Source organism: Microbacterium foliorum, assembly GCF_006385575.1.
GTDB lineage: Bacteria > Actinomycetota > Actinomycetes > Actinomycetales > Microbacteriaceae > Microbacterium > Microbacterium foliorum_B.
Window position 1 is genome coordinate 554,801 of sequence record NZ_CP041040.1, and the last position, 16,869, is coordinate 571,669.

General features: G+C 64.3%; 20 protein-coding genes, 3 tRNA genes and 1 pseudogene. 14 read left to right on the top strand and 10 right to left on the bottom strand.

All coding sequences use genetic code 11. The features are described from left to right. Positions 1 to 19: 19 nt before the first annotated feature. Together FIV50_RS02725 and FIV50_RS02730 are read left to right on the top strand one after the other, a co-directional pair. The gene (locus FIV50_RS02725) at positions 20 to 1,345 is read left to right on the top strand and encodes an ISL3-like element ISPfr2 family transposase (protein ID WP_140036082.1); all 1,326 of its coding nucleotides are present in this window, start codon (positions 20 to 22) and stop codon (positions 1,343 to 1,345) included. A gap of 19 nt (positions 1,346 to 1,364) precedes the next feature. Continuing rightward, complete coding sequence (locus FIV50_RS02730; protein ID WP_140036083.1) at positions 1,365 to 1,823, top strand: tyrosine-type recombinase/integrase; 459 nt, start codon at positions 1,365 to 1,367, stop codon at positions 1,821 to 1,823. A gap of 192 nt (positions 1,824 to 2,015) precedes the next feature. Here the strand turns inward: FIV50_RS02730 and FIV50_RS02735 are convergent, their stop codons facing one another. After that, on the bottom strand, positions 2,016 to 2,735 hold the full coding sequence (locus FIV50_RS02735; protein WP_140036084.1) for a helix-turn-helix domain-containing protein: 720 nt from the start codon (positions 2,733 to 2,735) through the stop codon (positions 2,016 to 2,018). Between the two features lie 84 nt (positions 2,736 to 2,819). On the opposite strand from FIV50_RS02735, the gene FIV50_RS02740 reads away from it, so the two are divergent. The 4 genes from FIV50_RS02740 to FIV50_RS18015 all read left to right on the top strand — a co-directional run bounded on the left by FIV50_RS02740 (position 2,820) and on the right by FIV50_RS18015 (position 5,037). Beyond that, on the top strand, positions 2,820 to 3,017 hold the full coding sequence (locus FIV50_RS02740; protein WP_258184382.1) for a helix-turn-helix transcriptional regulator: 198 nt from the start codon (positions 2,820 to 2,822) through the stop codon (positions 3,015 to 3,017). Positions 3,018 to 3,229: 212 nt separating this feature from the next. Then, on the top strand, positions 3,230 to 4,288 hold the full coding sequence (locus tag FIV50_RS02745; RefSeq protein WP_258184509.1) for a DUF3631 domain-containing protein: 1,059 nt from the start codon (positions 3,230 to 3,232) through the stop codon (positions 4,286 to 4,288). 96 nt (positions 4,289 to 4,384) lie between these two features. After that, positions 4,385 to 4,768: a plasmid mobilization protein gene (locus FIV50_RS02750; protein WP_181164318.1), complete on the top strand. Its 384-nt coding sequence runs from the start codon at positions 4,385 to 4,387 to the stop codon at positions 4,766 to 4,768. A 65-nt stretch (positions 4,769 to 4,833) separates the two neighbouring features. Further along, positions 4,834 to 5,037 carry a ParB family protein gene (locus FIV50_RS18015; RefSeq protein ID WP_375137390.1) on the top strand — a complete coding sequence of 68 codons (204 nt, stop codon included), beginning with the start codon at positions 4,834 to 4,836 and terminating at the stop codon, positions 5,035 to 5,037. Here the strand turns inward: FIV50_RS18015 and FIV50_RS02755 are convergent. Beyond that, positions 4,964 to 5,467: a hypothetical protein gene (locus FIV50_RS02755; protein ID WP_181164320.1), complete on the bottom strand. Its 504-nt coding sequence runs from the start codon at positions 5,465 to 5,467 to the stop codon at positions 4,964 to 4,966. The two genes, FIV50_RS18015 and FIV50_RS02755, sit on opposite strands and share 74 nt — an antisense overlap. Positions 5,468 to 5,512: 45 nt before the next feature. Next, positions 5,513 to 6,069 (bottom strand): annotated as a pseudogene (locus FIV50_RS02760) (recombinase family protein). 235 nt (positions 6,070 to 6,304) lie between these two features. Here FIV50_RS02760 and FIV50_RS02765 point away from each other — a divergent pair. From FIV50_RS02765 to FIV50_RS02790, 6 genes are all read left to right on the top strand, one after another. Continuing rightward, positions 6,305 to 6,586: a metal-sensitive transcriptional regulator gene (locus FIV50_RS02765; RefSeq protein WP_129172372.1), complete on the top strand. Its 282-nt coding sequence runs from the start codon at positions 6,305 to 6,307 to the stop codon at positions 6,584 to 6,586. 32 nt (positions 6,587 to 6,618) lie between these two features. Next, the gene (locus FIV50_RS02770) at positions 6,619 to 6,945 is read left to right on the top strand and encodes a heavy-metal-associated domain-containing protein (protein ID WP_129172371.1); all 327 of its coding nucleotides are present in this window, start codon (positions 6,619 to 6,621) and stop codon (positions 6,943 to 6,945) included. 54 nt (positions 6,946 to 6,999) lie between these two features. After that, positions 7,000 to 9,120 carry a heavy metal translocating P-type ATPase gene (locus FIV50_RS02775; protein ID WP_181164321.1) on the top strand — a complete coding sequence of 707 codons (2,121 nt, stop codon included), beginning with the start codon at positions 7,000 to 7,002 and terminating at the stop codon, positions 9,118 to 9,120. 51 nt (positions 9,121 to 9,171) lie between these two features. Further along, a complete protein-coding gene (locus FIV50_RS02780) occupies positions 9,172 to 9,633 on the top strand; it encodes a DUF6153 family protein (protein ID WP_129172369.1) in 462 nt (153 codons plus the stop codon). Positions 9,634 to 9,715: 82 nt separating this feature from the next. Next, positions 9,716 to 10,315: a DUF305 domain-containing protein gene (locus FIV50_RS02785; protein ID WP_140036088.1), complete on the top strand. Its 600-nt coding sequence runs from the start codon at positions 9,716 to 9,718 to the stop codon at positions 10,313 to 10,315. An 84-nt stretch (positions 10,316 to 10,399) separates the two neighbouring features. Next, positions 10,400 to 11,242, top strand: coding sequence for a F510_1955 family glycosylhydrolase (locus tag FIV50_RS02790; RefSeq protein WP_258184385.1), 843 nt, complete (start codon positions 10,400 to 10,402; stop codon positions 11,240 to 11,242). A gap of 277 nt (positions 11,243 to 11,519) precedes the next feature. Here the strand turns inward: FIV50_RS02790 and FIV50_RS02795 are convergent, their stop codons facing one another. Continuing rightward, entirely contained in the window at positions 11,520 to 12,035 is a 516-nt protein-coding gene (locus tag FIV50_RS02795) for an AAA family ATPase (RefSeq protein ID WP_227991645.1), read from the bottom strand. A gap of 18 nt (positions 12,036 to 12,053) precedes the next feature. Continuing rightward, a complete protein-coding gene (locus FIV50_RS02800) occupies positions 12,054 to 12,656 on the bottom strand; it encodes a tyrosine-protein phosphatase (RefSeq protein WP_140036090.1) in 603 nt (200 codons plus the stop codon). Here FIV50_RS02800 and FIV50_RS02805 point away from each other — a divergent pair. Next, the gene (locus tag FIV50_RS02805) at positions 12,542 to 13,603 is read left to right on the top strand and encodes a tyrosine-type recombinase/integrase (RefSeq protein WP_375137400.1); all 1,062 of its coding nucleotides are present in this window, start codon (positions 12,542 to 12,544) and stop codon (positions 13,601 to 13,603) included. The genes FIV50_RS02800 and FIV50_RS02805 overlap by 115 nt on opposite strands. 65 nt (positions 13,604 to 13,668) lie before the next feature. Here the strand turns inward: FIV50_RS02805 and FIV50_RS02810 are convergent. The 3 genes from FIV50_RS02810 to FIV50_RS02820 all read right to left on the bottom strand — a co-directional run bounded on the left by FIV50_RS02810 (position 13,669) and on the right by FIV50_RS02820 (position 13,987). Then, a tRNA-Phe gene (locus FIV50_RS02810) sits at positions 13,669 to 13,741 on the bottom strand. A 70-nt stretch (positions 13,742 to 13,811) separates the two neighbouring features. After that, positions 13,812 to 13,885: transfer RNA gene (locus tag FIV50_RS02815), tRNA-Asp, on the bottom strand. 29 nt (positions 13,886 to 13,914) lie between these two features. Next, positions 13,915 to 13,987: transfer RNA gene (locus FIV50_RS02820), tRNA-Glu, on the bottom strand. Positions 13,988 to 14,198: 211 nt separating this feature from the next. Between FIV50_RS02820 and FIV50_RS02825 the strand changes: the two genes are divergently transcribed. Then, on the top strand, positions 14,199 to 15,569 hold the full coding sequence (locus FIV50_RS02825) for a peptidoglycan DD-metalloendopeptidase family protein (protein ID WP_140036092.1): 1,371 nt from the start codon (positions 14,199 to 14,201) through the stop codon (positions 15,567 to 15,569). A 73-nt stretch (positions 15,570 to 15,642) separates the two neighbouring features. On the opposite strand, the gene FIV50_RS02830 is transcribed toward FIV50_RS02825, so the two are convergent. Continuing rightward, positions 15,643 to 16,134, bottom strand: a complete 492-nt coding sequence (locus FIV50_RS02830) for an inorganic diphosphatase (protein ID WP_042536967.1) — start codon at positions 16,132 to 16,134, stop codon at positions 15,643 to 15,645. A 43-nt stretch (positions 16,135 to 16,177) separates the two neighbouring features. Beyond that, a complete protein-coding gene (locus FIV50_RS02835) occupies positions 16,178 to 16,822 on the bottom strand; it encodes a TMEM175 family protein (RefSeq protein WP_258184386.1) in 645 nt (214 codons plus the stop codon). Positions 16,823 to 16,869 lie beyond the last annotated feature (47 nt).

Sequence of the window (16,869 nt, forward strand, 5' to 3'; positions counted from 1 at the left end):
CCATCGGAAAGACCTCGACGTGCCCGACGCTACCCCGCCGCCCGGCTTCGGCCGCCCTGACCTGACCGCCTTCGCTCGACTCGACGGCCTCGGTCTGAGCGTGATCGGGCAACGACTTGAACCGGATCGTGCGGTCCTCGCGTGCCGCGTGGTGGAACCAGATCAGTGGTGCCGACGGTGCGGCAGCGAAGGCGCCGCTCGTGACACCGTGATCCGGCGGTTGGCCCACGAGCCGCTGGGCTGGCGACCGACCGTGCTGGAAGTTGTAGTGCGCCGCTACCGCTGTGCAGACTGCGGACAAGTGTGGCGCCAAGACACCAGCGCCGCGGCGGAGCCACGCGCGAAGCTCTCGCGCACCGGGCTGCGGTGGGCGCTGGAAGGGATCGTGGTCGCACACCTCACCGTCGCCCGTGTCGCCGAGGGACTCGGGGTCGCGTGGGACACCGCCAACAACGCGGTCCTGGCCGAAGGCAAGCGGCTGCTGATCAACGACCCCACGCGGTTCGAGGGCGTGAAGGTGATTGGCGTCGATGAGCACGTCTGGCGCCACACCAGGCGTGGCGACAAGTACGTCACCGTGATCATCGACCTCACCCCGGTCCGCGATGGCGCCGGCCCAGCAAGGCTGCTGGACATGGTCGAGGGCCGGTCGAAGGCGGCGTTCAAGACCTGGCTCGCCGACCGCGACGACGCCTTCCGTGACGCGGTCGAGGTGGTCGCGATGGACGGCTTCACCGGGTTCAAGACCGCCGCTGCGGAGGAGATCCCGGACGCGGTCACGGTGATGGATCCCTTCCACGTCGTGCGCGTGGCCGGTGACGCCCTCGACAGGTGCCGGCGCCGGGTCCAACTCGCGATCCACGGGCACCGTGGGTTCAGGGACGATCCGCTCTACAAGTCGCGGCGCACGCTGCACACCGGCTCGGACCTGCTCACCGACAAGCAGAGCGACAGGCTACGCGCGCTGTTCGTTGATGACGCTCACGTCGAGGTCGAGGCGACCTGGGGTGTCTACCAGCGGATGATCGCCGCCTATCGCCACGAGGACCGGCAACGTGGCCGCGAGCTCATGGAGAAGCTGATCACCGACCTCAGCGCCGGCGTCCCCAAGGTGCTCACCGAGCTCGCCACCCTGGGCCGGACCCTGAAGAAGCGAGCCACCGACGTGCTCGCCTACTTCGAACGACCCGGCACCAGCAACGGGCCGACCGAGGCACTCAACGGACGGCTCGAACACCTGCGCGGCTCCGCACTCGGGTTCCGCAACCTGACCAACTACATCGCCCGAAGCCTGCTCGAGACCGGCGGCTTCAGACCCCAACTCCTACACCCCCGATTGGGATGAGCCGCTTTACGCGGAATCGGTGGACTTCAAAGCGGGCACGGCGACCGTCGAGGCTATCAACATCCGGATCAAGCAGGAGGGGGTCGTCAGGCAGGGTTTCCCGAAGACGGAGAAGTCGTCCAGGGTCACGCCACTGCCCGAGGCGACGATGGCTATGCTCGCTCGGCGCCGCGATCGCCTTGAGGAGTTCACGCCTGCTCTATTTCCCACTCCGTTGATGAAACTGAGGGATCCGTCGAACACTCAGCGCGAACTGCGAGAGAGCCGCGATTCACTCGGTTACCCCGAACTGTCGACGCACTCGTTCCGCAAGACCGTGGCGACTGTCCTGGGTAAAGCCGGGATGTCAGTTAACGAGGTTGCTGACTACCTCGGTCATGAGAACCCCAGCTTGACGATGGAGACCTATCTCCACACGCTGCGCAACGACCCCAAGCCGGCGCGAATCCTCGAGGAGCAGCTCAAGGGCCTGTTTTGAAAGTGCGGGGTTTTTGCGGGGTGTCCGACTGTTAGACCCTCTCCGGGGCAGGGCACGCCCGTGTCGGCGCAAGGCAAAACCCCCGCCATGTAGAAGCTAGGCGAGGGTTTCTGGGACCGTTGTAATGACGGTCCTTGTGGCTCCGACGGGCGTCGATCCCGTGACCTCACGATTTTCAGTCAGATTTGCGCCTCATCGCCTGGATTCCTTGGCGCTCACACTCGCGGAGTTGCGGTGATCTGTGTGATCTATGTGATCACCTCGATCGTCTTTCGCGCCGGGAGTTGTGGTCAAACTGTGGTCAAAGTGGTCAGCCGGCACGCGAACTCCACGTTGTTCCAGGAAGCTAGCCATGCGTCGAAGCTCAGCTAAGGATTCGGCCACGCGGTTGCGGAGATGCCCCAGATCGTTGAAGCCGGCGAACTTACGATTGACCTGAAGCGCCCTCGCTAGCGACTCCGTATGGTGCGCGACTTCTCGTCGTTGCATTTCATAGCTTCGAAGCGCAACCAGGGCAGCGGTTTCTTCAGGCGTCTCCGCGTTCACATCCATGAATAGTCGGTGCCCCTCGAACGGGAGGGACAGCCATTCGAGGAAGTCGATCGCGGACATCGTCGCGATCTCCTCACTGACTCCTGGAATCCCTGTCGGCTCGTAGGGACGGTGGTGGTCGACGAGGATCTGCTGTGGTGCAACGCCCAATGCTCTGGACAGCTCGAGAAGCTCGACGACTGTCAGATCGAGCTTGCGCCCCAGCTCGATGTTGCTGACGACCTTCGCGCTGAGGCGTGCGTTAGGGATAGCGGCAGCTAGCTCGCGAACGGATCGGAATCCGCGACACAGACGCAGCTCTCGGATGCGCTCACCGATCGAGCGCGCAAACGAATCTTTCCCCGATTCGGACCAATCCATCCCTCCATGGTGTCTCACACTTCAGACGTTGTCATCGTCGAAGCAAGTGCTCACAGAGAACGAGCACAACGAAACGAAGGGGACATGATCATGGATGACTCACTACTTACGCCCGCGGAAGCCGCCCTCATCGCCGGAATGACGACTGGCGCGCTGGCCCGGCTTCGCTACCTCGGCAAGGGGCCCGACTTCTACAGGCTGGGACCTCGAACGATTCGCTACGCGCGTTCTGAAGTCGTTGAGTGGATCCGCCAGAGCCGCACCACGGCGAGCGGCAGGTGACCCGGTTGGTTACTCAGATACCTGAGCTCGCGGACGCGCTCGATTCTGCTCAGCGGGCTATTCGCCGATACTGCGTTCTGCCGGACGCGGCGTCGTATGACGCAGTGACGCTGTGGGCGGCCGCATCCCACGTGGTTCCCGCCCTAGATGTTGCACCGAGGTTGGTGATCCGATCAGCCGAGAAACGATCGGGGAAGACGCGCTTGCTCGAGGTGCTGAGCCTGCTGGTCAACGACCCTGTGCGATTCGCCGACGTCAGCGTTCCGTATCTCTTCCGACGCATCGAGAAGGCAGGGGACACCCCGCCGACGTTGATGCTCGACGAGGCGGACGCGATCTTCTCAGCGGGACGGCCGAGTGAACGCTCCGAAGCCCTCCGCGGAATCCTCAACACCGGATTCCAGCGGGGTTTCGTATACGGCCGGGTCGAGAAGCCGAACAATCAGCTGAAGGAGTATCGAGTCTTCGCCCTGGCAGCGATCGCTTCGATCGGCGCACTGCCGGACACTATCGAAGACCGAGCGATAGTACTCACTATGCGTCGGCGTTCGGGAACTGAACTCGTTGAGCAGTTCCGGCTTAGGGACGCAGGGGAGTACCTCGCCGTAGTGCGCCATCGCCTGCATCGTCTGCTCACCGACCACCAAGATGAGATAGCCGGTGTCCGCCCCGAACTGCCGGTGGAAGACCGCGCAGCTGATCTTTGGGAGCCGCTCGTCGCAGTGGCCCATCTTGCAGGAGACGAATGGATCAATCGCGCCTGGACGGCAGCAATCACCATGGTCGAGCAAGCGCGAGAGGACGAGAGCTCCGCGAACGTCGGCTTGGCGCTTCTGGAAGCCACTCGCGAAGTACTCAACTCGTACCGCGATGGCGCATGGATCGGCAGCGTCCAGCTGGTCGAAGCCCTCAGCAAGGTGCCCGAATACCGCGATTTGGCAAGTGCGCTGGGAGTCGCCGGAGTCGCTCGGGTACTTCGTCTATACGGAGTCCGACCCGCCAACCATCGTGTCGGGGAGAGCGTGCGAAAGGGATATCGACTCGTCGATCTCCGCGACGCATGGATGCGGTACCTCCCCTCTGCGCTTTCGCCCGCTACAGGAGCTACGCCGCTACTTCCGCAGAGAGATCAGGAGGAAGCAGCCACGCGACAAGCTACACATCCGCTACGCACCGCTACCCACGAAGCGAACCGAGGGCAAGGGAATGCGGAGCATCCCGCGGCAGCCTCTGTTTCCCACATCGAAGAGGTGACGCATGTGCGGTCATGAATCCTGCAGAGCAAGCTATACGGTTAGGGCCCCTAATTCGGCTTGTCTGTCCAGTCGAAGTTTCTCCCGTTCGCTGCGCTGGGCATGGAGAGCATGATGGTCGACCGCGCAAGCCAGAACCGCCGACGGCCGAACGCACCCGCCTCGCGTCAGATTGTCCACAAGGTGAAAGTTAACGAGGAGGAAGAGGCCGCACTGGTCGCTCGCTCCACGGAGCAAGGCGTGACCGTTGCTCGACTACTCGTCGAGTCGGCACTGTCACCCGAGCCCGGCGAGACGGCCACCGATCGAAGGAATGCCCTGGAGATGTTGTTCCGTATCGAGCGACTCATCTCGAACATCGCAAGCAACGTGAATCAGATCGCGAGAGTAGCGAACACTACGGGCAGCACCGATCTGTCATCTCTACGTGAACACCTTCAGCAGGCGAAGGCAGCGTACGAATCCATTGATCGATGCGTCGAACGGTTCTCCTTATGACCGGGACTGGGCGACCGAAGCCCAGGAAGGTCTCTTTCTACGTCGATCTATCGCTCGATGAGCGTATGCGGGCGGCCATGCTCAACACGATGGTCGCAGAAGGACACCGCTCCCTGTCGGACTTCTTGAGCAACGCCGTGCTCTACGAGCTTGCTCGTCTCGAGGCGCGGTACAACTCGGGGGAGCCATTCGTGGTCACTGCTTCGGGCTCGGTTCCTCGGGGCCGACCGCCGGCGCTTCGGGCGCGGTCGAGAAGTGTCGGCGATTGAACACGGTCTCGTAGATGTCGTCACTGATGAGGCCGCGGCGCGCCGCGTCGTCGATCTCCGACCAGGTGCCAGGCGGATCGACGATCAGCGAGTCATACCCGTTGGTATGGCCGCCTTGCACGTAGGGGAACCGCGTGAGTTCGTCCACAAGCTGCGCCCGATCGATGAACCTGGCGGCATAGCGCTGGCATATCTCGTACGGCGTCGCGCCGGAGAATCCGTCCAGAGGCATTGTCACCTTAGCGGCCGTGCGGAGTGCGCTGAGCACTGACGGCTGGGCCATCCCGAGCCATCTGGCGATCTCGCGTTGGCTGTATCCGTGCTGGTCGAACCGGCGCAGCTCGCGCCGGTAGTCCAGCTCAGCCATCTCTTTCCGATGGCGCGCGGACACCGCCGCACGGGCCCAGTCCGGAACCTCTGAGATCGCCATATCTATCACCCCTGATAGGGAATTCTATCTCGTCCATAGTGATTACTATCGGACGAGTGCTCGTCGCACGCTAGAAGTTCCGACTCCGCGCACGCGCGCGATGCTTGCCCAGCTCCGCTGCCCGGTACGCAGGCGTTCGGCCTCAGCAATCCGCTCGGGTGTCATCACGGTCGGACGGCCGCCGACACGACCCTGACTGCGCGCGTACTCGAGACCGCGGAGGGTGTTTTCCCGGATGGTATCGACGCGGAGCTGCGCGAACACTGCGACGATGCCGTAGAGAGCTCGGCCCATCGGCGTGGTCGTGTCGATCATGGGCTCTGTGAGGCTGACGAGGTTCACCCGCCGCGCGTCCAGGTCCTGCAGCGTCTCGATCAGGATGCGTTCACTGCCGGCGAGGCGGTCGAGTCGTCGGACTTTGAGAATGTCGCCCGCTCGCAAATAGTTCAAGCACTCGAGCCATGCGGGCGGTCCGTGGAGCGGCTCGATTCGCCGTGGTCGACGAATACCCGTTCGCAGCCGGCGGCGCGCAGCTCGGCCTCCTGTGCTTGGGGGTTCTGCTCGCGCCTGGAGACGCGGGCGTATCCGACTTCGTGTGCCATGCCGAAAACGCTACAGCCGACGTATCGGGGCGTTTGGGTTTCGGCAGGGGGTTTCGGCGGGCCACGTACCGGCGTGTCGCGCAGATGATCGCAATCGGCGACGAGACCGTCGTAATCGATCGTTTACGGCAGGCGCACGAGTTCTCGTCGGACTCGCACCGCTAGAGCTACCAGTCACGCGGGAATGCACACGACTGGCCTTGAGTTGGATACCCCCAAGGGGTATGTTTTAATCATGAACGGGTACACCGACAACAAGGCTGATCTGCGTAAGCGGTTGAGTCGCGTCGAGGGTCAGGTGCGAGGGATCGCACGGATGGTCGACGAAGACAAGTACTGCATCGACATCCTCACGCAGGTTTCTGCAGCGACGAAAGCGCTTGAAACGGTGGCGTTGTCGCTGCTGAGCGATCATCTGAGTCATTGCGTCGCCGAGGCCAGCGCTGAGGGCGGCGAAGTCGCGGCAGAGAAGGTCCGCGAGGCTAACGAAGCCATTGCCCGCCTGGTCCGTTCATAACCGCCACGTCTGTCTACTTGAAGGAGCACACGATGACTGATCGCATTGAACTTGGCCTGAAGGACGAGAACGCTGGCTGCGCGTGCTGTGCCGTTCCATCGAACACCGAGGCATCCACACCCACTGCGGCCTCGTCTTCCTCGGAAGAGGTTTTGGTTGCGGGTATGACGTGCTCGCATTGCGTGTCGAGCGTCAGTGACGAACTGACGGCTGTGGACGGTGTCGAGTCCGTCGACGTCGACTTGAACGCCGGCGGCATCTCCCGCGTGACCATCCACAGCGCAGCACCGGTCGATCCTGCTGCTGTGAGGGCTGCGGTCGAAGAGGCCGGCTATACCCTCGCGACCAGCCAGGCCTGAGTCGCTAACTGTCTGCACCCGGCTCGACCGGGCGCATCCGAGCAAGGAGTTCCGATGAGCCAGCATGACGAACATAGCCATCACGCCGCGCACGAGAACCACGGCAGCGCGCCGACAACGGAGCATGACCACGCGGCGATGAGCCACGATCACGACACTTCGCCAGAACATAGCGGCCATGGTGGTCACGGCGGACATGGTGGCCACGGTGATCATGTCCGCCAGTTCCGGCGGTTGTTCTGGATCATGCTGATCCTCGCGGTCCCGGTTGTCGGGTTCTCGATGATGTTCTCGATGCTGCTCGGATACCCACTGCCAGACACCGCCTGGGTCGGGTGGATCTCCCCGGTTCTCGGAACCGTCATGTATGTGTGGGGCGGTGCCCCGTTCCTCACCGGCGCGGTGAGTGAGCTTCGCGCCCGTAAGCCCGGGATGATGCTGCTGATCGCCCTCGCGATCACGGTGGCGTTCCTCGCGTCATGGGGTGCGAGTCTGGGCCTGTTGCACCACGAGTTGGATTTCTGGTGGGAGCTGGCCCTGCTGATCGTGATCATGCTGCTTGGTCACTGGATCGAGATGCGCTCTCTCGCGCAGACCACCTCGGCACTGGATTCCCTTGCCGCTCTGCTGCCCGATGAGGCGGAGAAGGTAGAGGGCGACACGACAACCACTGTCGCGCCTGCTGACTTGCTGGTGGGGGATGTCGTGGTGGTGCGCCCCGGCGGGCGGGTCCCCGCGGACGGGCGGATCGTGCAGGGCTCGGCGAGCATGGACGAGTCGATGATCACTGGCGAGTCCCGGCCGGTGCGCCGTAGCGACGGCGATCAGGTGATCGCCGGCACGGTCGCGACCGATTCTGGTGTGCGGGTGGAGATCACTGCGATCGGTGAGGACACTGCTCTGGCGGGGATTCAGAAGCTAGTGACCGAGGCGCAGAGTTCGTCGTCGCGGGCGCAACGGCTCGCGGATAAGGCGGCGGGGTGGTTGTTCTGGTTCGCGCTCGGCGCTGCCGCGATCACCGCGATCGTGTGGACGGTCGTCGGCCAGCCCGACGCCGCGGTGATCCGCACGATCACCGTGCTCGTGATCGCCTGCCCGCACGCTCTCGGCTTGGCGATCCCACTGGTTGTGTCGATCGCGACGGAGCGCGCCGCCCGTGGGGGTGTGCTGATCAAGGATCGTCTCGCGCTGGAGAGCATGCGTACCGTCGACACGGTCCTGTTCGACAAGACCGGCACCCTCACTAAGGGCACCCCCGCCGTTACCGCGATCGACCCCGTTTCCGGCACCGATTCCGACCAGTTGCTGGCGTGGGCTGCGGCCGCGGAAGCGGACTCCGAGCACCCCCTCGCCCGCGCGATCGTGAACGCGGCCAAGGAGAAGAACCTCACCGTTCCCGCGTCCTCTGACTTCGAGTCGTCCCCGGCTGTCGGAGTTCGTGCGCGTGTCGATGGACACGTTGTGCAAGTCGGTGGACCGTACATGCTCGAGCAGGAGAACGCCCACGAGCTGCCGGTTGCCGACGAGTGGCGCAATGAGGGTGCGATCATCCTCCACGTCCTCGTCGACGGCAAGGTTGCGGGCGCTCTACGGCTGGCAGACGAGATCCGCTCCGAGTCGCGTCACGCAGTCGAGGCCCTCCATGAGCGCGGTGTGCAGGTGGTCATGATCACCGGTGATGCCGATGCGGTCGCCGCCTCCGTGGCGGGCGAGCTGGGCATCGATCGTTACTTCGCCGGGGTGCGACCGGAGGACAAGGCCTCGAAGGTCAAAGAGCTGCAAGGCGAAGGCCGGAAGGTCGCGATGGTCGGAGACGGTGTGAACGATGCGCCTGCGCTCGCGCAGGCGGATGTCGGTATCGCCATCGGTGCGGGAACGGATGTCGCGATCGCCTCCGCCGGCGTCATCCTCGCCAGCGACGACCCCCGGTCGGTGCTCTCGGTGATCGAACTGTCCCGAGCCAGCTACCGGAAGATGAAGCAGAACCTCTGGTGGGCCGCCGGCTACAACCTCCTCTCCGTCCCGCTCGCAGCAGGCGTACTCGCCCCCATCGGTTTCGTGCTCCCGATGTCCGTGGGTGCCGTGCTGATGTCGTTGTCGACCATCGTCGTCGCGCTCAACGCGCAGCTGCTGCGCCGGCTGGACCTGCGCCCCGACGCAGTGGCCAGCAAGTAGCAAGAAACAGTCGGGACGACGGACGTAGGCTGATAGGAACGGGAGGTGAGTATGTCGCTGATCAACGTCGCACAACAGGTGCGGGGACCGCGCACGCTCACTCACACCGTCTTGGCCGTCATCGCGGTCGCCGTGGGCATCATCGCCGGCCTGCTGGCGATGCACTCCTTCAACTCGCACGCGACAACTGCCGGCCACCACGACACCGTCGCTGTCAGCACTCAAGCCGGAGCGTCCGACCATCATCGCGATGCGTCCGCTTCCGCCGTCTTGCCGGACTCACCGCAAGTGGACGCGGGATGCGCGACGTGCGGGGGCACGGACTCGATGACGTGGATGGCGTGCGTCCTCGCGCTCCTGGTCGCCACAATCCTGCTCGGACGGATCGGGCTCGGCTGGCGGCACTCGACACTGATCGAAATGCTCACGGCCGCGACGACGCGCTGGCCCGCCCGCGCTCACGCCCTCCCGCCACCCCCCTCTCTCACGGTCCTCTGCATCAGTCGCACGTGATGGCGCGCTAGCCCGCTCTGCGGGCACGCACCCCTGGCACCGGCAGTAGCCGGGCCTCATCACCGACCCTTGGAGAACACTCATGAAGATTCGACCCGCGGCGATCGCCGCACTCACCCTCACTGCCCTTCTTGCCCTCACGGGCTGCGCCGGAAACACCGGTTCCGGCGACGGCATGGAAGGCATGGACCACGGCGGAAGCTCGTCCGCACCCGCCGACACAGTAGACGCGAACGACGCCGACATCATGTTCGCCAGCATGATGAAGGAGCACCACGCACAGGCCATCGAGATGTCCGACGTCCTCCTCAGCAAGGACGGCGTCGATGAGCGCGTCGTCGCTCTCGCGGAAGAGATCAAGGCCGCTCAGGAGCCCGAGATCCAGAAGATGGACCAATGGCTCGAGGACTGGGGCGCGGATATGGGCGACATGGGTGGCATGGATCATGGCGACGGCATGATGTCCGAGGACGACATGCAGGCCCTCGAAGATGCCACCGGTCCCGATGCTGGCGCTCTGTTCCTCGAGCAGATGATCCAGCACCACGAGGGCGCTGTCGACATGGCGCAGGAAGAAGTCGACAACGGTCAAAACAGCGACGCCATCGCACTCGCTGAAACGATCATCGACACGCAAACCGACGAGATCGCCACCATGAAGGAGATCCTCGCAACTCTGTGATCCCCGGGGTGGGGTGCGGGGCTCCCGCACCCCACCTCGTGATCTGTTGCGCACACCATCATGCGAACCCTCAAGAAGCTCACGTTGCCCACTTTTCGACAGCGACACCGAGCGGCACTCACGCTCTCCACAACGATCGCGGCCAGCATTGTGCTGGCCGGCTGCGCGGCACCCGCCGAGCCCACCACCGGGCACGACCACGCCGCGTCCATCAGCCACGTCCACGCGATCGTGCCTAACCCCTCCGAGGACGGATACCTCCTGGGTGCCCATGACGGGATCTACACGGCCACACCGGATGGGGAGGTCGGCTCGCGTATCGAGACGACCGACTTCGACGCGATGGGCCTCATCACCGTCGGTGACGCTCTCCTCGCGTCCGGGCATCCCGGACCGACCACGCCCCCAGAACTCGGCTCCCCCAACCTCGGAATCATCCGGAGCGACGACAGCGCCAGATCTTGGACGCCCGTCTCGTTCACTGGCGAGAAAGACTTCCACGTCCTTGCCGCCGGGAAGAACGACACCCTCTACGGGATCGCCTCGGACTCCGCGGAGCTCCTCCGCACCGACGATCTCGGTGAGACCTGGTCGCCGGTCGGAGAAATCCTGGCGTTCAGCCTCGTCCTCGACAACGCGGGACAACTGATCGCTGCCACCCCAGACGGGCTGCAAATCAGCACTGATGAGGGCGCCACCTTCGCGCCCCTGAACGACGCACCTGCGCTCTACCTCCTCGCCGTATCGCCTGACGGCAAACAGCTGGTCGGTGTCGGCCGCGGCGGGCAGATCTGGGCCAGCACAGGATCCAACGCCGAGTGGGTTCCCGCCGGCGTCACCCATGGCTCCGCACAAGCGCTCGCGACCACAAACGACGGCGCAATACTGGTCTTCGACGACAGTGGGTTGACCGCGATAGACAACTAGACGCGACGGAGATTTCTCCAAGAGAACGGCGCTCACTACCCCAGGTCCGCCGAAAGTGCCCGCCGTTAGGAGGTTTCGACAAGCCATAGCGGCGGGCCTTCGAGCGCCGACCAACTACGTCTGCCGCAAACGATCGTTTTCGGTGGGCCTCCGACCGCGAGCTTCTCATCAACGCTGACCCTGGTGAGACTGGACGTGAACACCCCTCGTGAGCCTCAACGCCGATCGTGGCCGGACAGTGATCGATCTTCAGGTCTGCGTCTCATCGATCGATCGCTCAGTGCGACGGTTCCGCGCCGAGCACCGTCAGGGGACCTTCCTCGGCGGTCGGGGGTTCGAAGTGGTCGAAGTAGTCTGCCGCGACGTCGTTGGAAAGCGCATAGTCGTCCGCGTGCTCGTGGCTCCGTGCCGCGAGTCGTCCCAGTGCGACTGCCCTTGGCGTCGCGAGATAGATCGTCTCAGGCACTACTCCAAGCGGGCGCAGCAAGTTCCGATAGATGAGACGGGCACGCTTGGACCAGAACGAGAAGTCGAGTACCACGTCTTGGTCAGCCGCGACGAGCGCGATGAGGCGGGCGCGGAGCTCCTGCTCGATCTCTTCATGCACATCGCTCGGCAGGGGCATCGTCCGGATGCCCCTGCGCCAGGCTTCCTGGTCGAATGAAAGACGAACCATGCCTTCCGCTTCCAGTCGCCTCGCAACGGTCGACTTTCCGGATCCCGCCGGCCCGCACATCAAAACAACTCTGATCATCACTCCGACGATAGCCCCGCCCGCTCTGGCAACGATCATTTACGGCAGACGCGAAGGTCAAACCGGGCGTAGTGAGGCAGCCGCTCCCCGCCACGTCTCGATGGCAACTCGTGTTTCAGGCGCGATGCACGATTCGCTAAACCAGGCTTCGAGATCCAAGTTCCCGTACATGTCGCGGAACGCGGATTCTGCGGTGTGGCCGAATCGGCCAAGGATTTGCTGTCGTTCTTCGACCTCAATAGATCGTTCGTGCAGCGCAGCCATCGCGTCCGCGTTCGTGAATGACTTGAGGTAGTCGGCGACGGCGGCATCGTCGGTGACATCGACCGCCCTCAGGAGTACGGCGGCGACGAGGCCGGTTCGATCCCACCCTGCCGAGCAGTGGAAGAGGATCGCTCCATCATCGGCGTCAGCGATCGCGTTCAGTACAAGCGCGAGTCTGTCTGGAAGCGCCTGGAGGTGCGCGAGATAGTAGAGGGGCGTGCCCCACCGGCCATCCTCTTCATACTGCTTCCAGAAGTCCGTCTCATCGCTGCCGTCAAGATCTGCGCCCAGACCGCACGCAGACGACCAAACGTGGATTTGCGACGAAGCGCGAGGCAGACAACTACCTTGCGACGGTCGAAGTTTCGAAAATGCGAGGTGAGTGGCTTGACCCATCACGCTCGAAAGTGAGCGTTGCAGACGTCGCCGGGGAGTGGATCGCCGGCCAGGTGCAGATCAAGCCGAGTACGCTCTCGGGATACCGATACACGCTTGACCGGCACGTTCTGCCGACGTGGGGGAGCCGGCGGCTCGTCGAGATAGGTCACGGCGAGGTACAGGCGTGGATCACGAGTCTGGCGGAGGGCCTGGCGCCGTCGACTGTGCGCCAGATCTACTTCGTTCTCGCGGCCCTCATGAAGTACTCCGTGAGGGATGGTCGGATTAATCGCGACCCGACCGATGGTGTGCAGATGCCGCGGAAGCGCGCGACCGACCGTGGGTACCTTTCCCATGACCGGGTGGCGTCTCTCGCGCGGGAGTGTGACGGACACGCGGATCTCATCGCCTTCCTCGCCTACACCGGGCTCCGGTGGGGAGAGATGGCTGCGCTGAAGGTCTCGTCGATCGACTTTTCCCGTAGGCGCGTCGACGTGAAGGAAGCTCTGACCGACGTGCGCGGAACGCTTGTGCGTGGAACACCGAAGACGCACGAGCGCCGCTCTGTGCACTTCCCTGCGTTCCTGGAGCTTCCGCTGCGCGCCAGAGCGGCTGGAAAGCAACCCCAGGAGTCTCTCTTCGTCTCTAGTCGTGGCCTGGAGATGCGCAACGGCAACTTCCGCAAGCGGGTGTTTCTCCCGGCGCTCAAGCGTCTTCAGGAGCGTGACGCGCGTTTCCCGACAGTGACAGTGCATGATCTGCGTCACACGGCCGCATCGCTGGCGATCTCGGCAGGCGCAAACGTGAAAGCTGTGCAACGAATGCTGGGCCACGCATCGGCCGCGATGATCCTCGACGTGTATGCCGACCTCTTCGACGATGATCTTGACCATGTGGCAGGTCGTCTCGACGATGCGGCTCAGCAAGGCGTGGCCAAAATGTGGTCAAGTCCTTCGCCGGGGTAAAGCAAAACCCCCGCCATGTAGAAGCTAGGCGAGGGTTTCTGGGACCGTTGTAATGACGGTCCTTGTGGCTCCGACGGGCGTCGATCCCGTGACCTCACGATTTTCAGTCGTGCGCTCTACCAACTGAGCTACAGAGCCATGCGACTGGCAAGACCTGCCGCATCTAGACGAAAGGCCTTTCTCGAAGAGAAAGGCCCGTCGCTTAGAGCGACCCTGACGGGACTTGAACCCGCGACCTCCGCCGTGACAGGGCGGCACGCTAACCAACTGCGCTACAGGGCCATACTTGTTTTCAATTGTACCGGAAGGAGTGACCCCAACGGGATTCGAACCCGTGCTACCGCCGTGAAAGGGCGGCGTCCTAGGCCGCTAAACGATGGGGCCGAAGTCTGTCCCGGAGGACTTCCTTGCCGACGCTCAAGCATAAGGGAAGATCTGAGCAAAACGGAAATCGAGGGCGAGCCTGCTGTCCCCCGGGCGTGTTCAGGAGGACGATGGACTCGTATCGCTGTGTCCTCTCGCGCTGTCCGCCATATGGTGCGGATGTGAAAGAAGTTGTTAGTGTGGCATTTGTGAAACCGGCGGAAGGGGCCGCGTGAACGACAAGGACTCGACGACGGGTGCTGCTGCGGCGGCATCCGACGACTGCGGCTGCGCGCCGACGCCCGCGGAGAGCCGTGCGTTCTGGAAGGACCGCTCGGTCACCCGTCGCGGCGCCCTCACTCTCGGCGCGCTCAGCGTCGTCGCCCTCAGCGCCTTCGGCGTCTCCAATGGTGTGACCGCCGCGTACGCGGCGACGTATCCCAGCTGGGACGACGTGCAGAACGCCATGAACAACGAGTCCTCCAAGGCCGCCGAGGTCACCCGCATCGAGGGGCTCATCCAGTCGCTCAAGCAGCGGGTGGCAGACGCGCAGGCCAAGGCCGTCCTCGCCGGCGAGGAGTACAACGCCGCTCAGCTGGCGTACTTCGACGCCATCGCCGTGGCAGACGAGCTCCAGTCGAAGGCCGATGAGCAGGCCCTCGTCGCCGACGATGCGACCAAGAAGGCCGCACAGCTCGCCGCGCAGCTGTATCGCAACGGCGGCGACGACACCGCCCTCGAACTCTTCTTCGCCGGATCGGCCGACAACGCCGACCAGCTGCTCTCTCGTCTCGGGACGATGGACAAGGTCTACCAGTACAACCAGACGGTGCACGACAACGCTGTCGCCGCACGCAACTCGGCCCAGGCGCTCACAGATCAGGCCGTCGTCGCCCGCACCGAGCGCGACCGCCTGCAGCAGATCGCCGAGCAGAAGATGATCGAGGCCCAGGCCGCAGCCGACGCCGCTCAGGCGGCGCTCGACGAGCAGTCGGCCAACCTCGCGACGATGCAGGCACAACTCGCAGCTCTGAAGGACGCCACGGCGACGACCGTGGCCGGCTACCAGGAGGGCGTGCGCGTCGCGGAAGAGGAGCGCAAGCGCCGCGAAGCAGCCGAGGCTGCTGCTGCTGCTGCAGGCAATGGCGGCGGTGAAGGCGGTGGCGGCGGAGGTGTCGGCGGATCACCCGGTTCCGGCGGCTGGGTCCGACCGCACGGCGGCTACCGGAGCGCCGGATTCGGCTCTCGACCCAAGCCCTGCGCGGCCTGCTCGGGCTACCACTACGGCGTCGACCTCGCCAACGGCTGCGGTGCGGCGATCTACGCGGCGCAGTCCGGCACCGTCGACTACGCCGGACCCCGGGGCAACTACGGCAACTACATCCGCATCCAGCACGGCGGCGGAGTCGCTTCCGGCTATGCGCACATCAGGGACGGCGGGTTCGCTGTGCGCAGCGGCTCGTGGGTGAACTCCGGTCAGGTCATCGCATACGCGGGCAACACCGGAGCATCCGTCGGCTGCCACCTGCACTTCGAGGTGTACATCAACGGCGGGTACACCAACCCCATCACCTTCCTCGCAGATCGCGGCGTCTCGGTCTGAGATCCGCGTCGGCAACGACGAAGACCCCCGGCCGCAGCGCGGATCCGGGGGTCTTCTTCGTTCAAGCGAGGGGTCAGTGACCCTGCTCGCCGAAGCGGACGATCGCCTCGTCGAGGATGCGCTGCGCCTCTGCGGCGTCGCCCCACGCGTCGACCTTGACCCACTTGTTGGGCTCGAGGTCCTTGTAGTGCTCGAAGAAGTGCTCGATCTCCTTCTTGGTGAACTCGGCGACATCGCCGATGTCCTGGATGTGTGCCCAGCGGGGGTCCTTCGACAGCACGGCGACGAGCTTGTCGTCTCCGCCGGCCTCATCGCTCATCTTGAGCACGGCGACCGGGCGCACCTCGACGACGACGCCGGGGTAGATGGCGTGGTCGAGAAGCACGAGCACGTCGAGCGGGTCGCCGTCCTCGCCGAGGGTGTTGTCGAAGTAGCCGTAGTCGGCGGGGTAGCCGAAGGTCGTGTAGAGCACGCGGTCGAGGTGCACTCGTCCGGTCTCGTGGTCGACCTCGTACTTCACGCGGCTGCCGCGCGGGATCTCGATGACGGCGTCGTGTGCGCCCATACGTGTGCTCCTCAGAAATGACGGTTGGATGCCGCGCACTAGCCTACCCGCGGCCGGCGGACGGCCTCGGCGCCCGCCGCGCCGCACGGTTCAGCAGCGTCGTCACGACCCCGGTCAGCAGCAGCACCAGGAGGCCGGCATAGCCGATCGCCGGGACGAACACCGCGAGCGCGAGGGCGATCAGGAACAGGATGATCGCGGCGAGGTCGCCGATCACTCCCGCCCGCAGGATGTCGACGGGGGTGGTGGTGAAGTCGGGATGACGCAGCAGATAGAGCCACCCCGCGAGAGTCGTGATCTGGGTGAGGATCAGCGTGCCGATGTAAACCACGGGCTGCAGCGAGTCCGTCTCCATCTGCCCGATCATCGCGGTCGGCACGGGCAGCCAGACGATGGTCGCCATCCAGGCGATGTTGATCCAGAGCAGCGGGCCGGTGATCCACTCCACGTCGCGATACTGACGGTGGTGGCCCATCCAGAACGTCGCGATGAGCACGAAGCTCAGCCCGAAGCTCAGTAGCTGACCCGAGTGTTCGATGAAGAATTCGGCCGTGCTGAGCTTTCCGGAGGCGGCTTCCGACACGGATTCCATGAGCGGCAGGATCAACAGGGTCATCGCGATCGCGACGACCGCATCGACGAGAGCCTTGAACCGCTCGGTCCTGAACCGCACTGGGTGATCCGTCACGGCGCCAGGTTAGGACGCGGAGCGCCTCGAACGCGAGCGCGGCGCGG

Bases quoted from the DNA above. Each gene is read 5' to 3' on its own strand.
- FIV50_RS02775 (WP_181164321.1), top strand. From the start codon at position 7,000: ATGAGCCAGCATGACGAACATAGCCATCACGCCGCGCACGAGAACCAC.
- FIV50_RS02785 (WP_140036088.1), top strand. From the start codon at position 9,716: ATGAAGATTCGACCCGCGGCGATCGCCGCACTCACCCTCACTGCCCTT.
- FIV50_RS02795 (WP_227991645.1), bottom strand. From the start codon at position 12,035: ATGATCGTTGCCAGAGCGGGCGGGGCTATCGTCGGAGTGATGATCAGA.
- FIV50_RS02830 (WP_042536967.1), bottom strand. From the start codon at position 16,134: ATGGGCGCACACGACGCCGTCATCGAGATCCCGCGCGGCAGCCGCGTG.
- FIV50_RS02780 (WP_129172369.1), top strand. From the start codon at position 9,172: ATGTCGCTGATCAACGTCGCACAACAGGTGCGGGGACCGCGCACGCTC.
- FIV50_RS02750 (WP_181164318.1), top strand. From the start codon at position 4,385: ATGGTCGACCGCGCAAGCCAGAACCGCCGACGGCCGAACGCACCCGCC.
- FIV50_RS02755 (WP_181164320.1), bottom strand. From the start codon at position 5,467: ATGGCGATCTCAGAGGTTCCGGACTGGGCCCGTGCGGCGGTGTCCGCG.
- FIV50_RS02800 (WP_140036090.1), bottom strand. From the start codon at position 12,656: ATGGGTCAAGCCACTCACCTCGCATTTTCGAAACTTCGACCGTCGCAA.
- FIV50_RS18015 (WP_375137390.1), top strand. From the start codon at position 4,834: ATGCGGGCGGCCATGCTCAACACGATGGTCGCAGAAGGACACCGCTCC.
- FIV50_RS02740 (WP_258184382.1), top strand. From the start codon at position 2,820: ATGATCATGGATGACTCACTACTTACGCCCGCGGAAGCCGCCCTCATC.
- FIV50_RS02735 (WP_140036084.1), bottom strand. From the start codon at position 2,735: ATGGATTGGTCCGAATCGGGGAAAGATTCGTTTGCGCGCTCGATCGGT.
- FIV50_RS02770 (WP_129172371.1), top strand. From the start codon at position 6,619: ATGACTGATCGCATTGAACTTGGCCTGAAGGACGAGAACGCTGGCTGC.
- FIV50_RS02765 (WP_129172372.1), top strand. From the start codon at position 6,305: ATGAACGGGTACACCGACAACAAGGCTGATCTGCGTAAGCGGTTGAGT.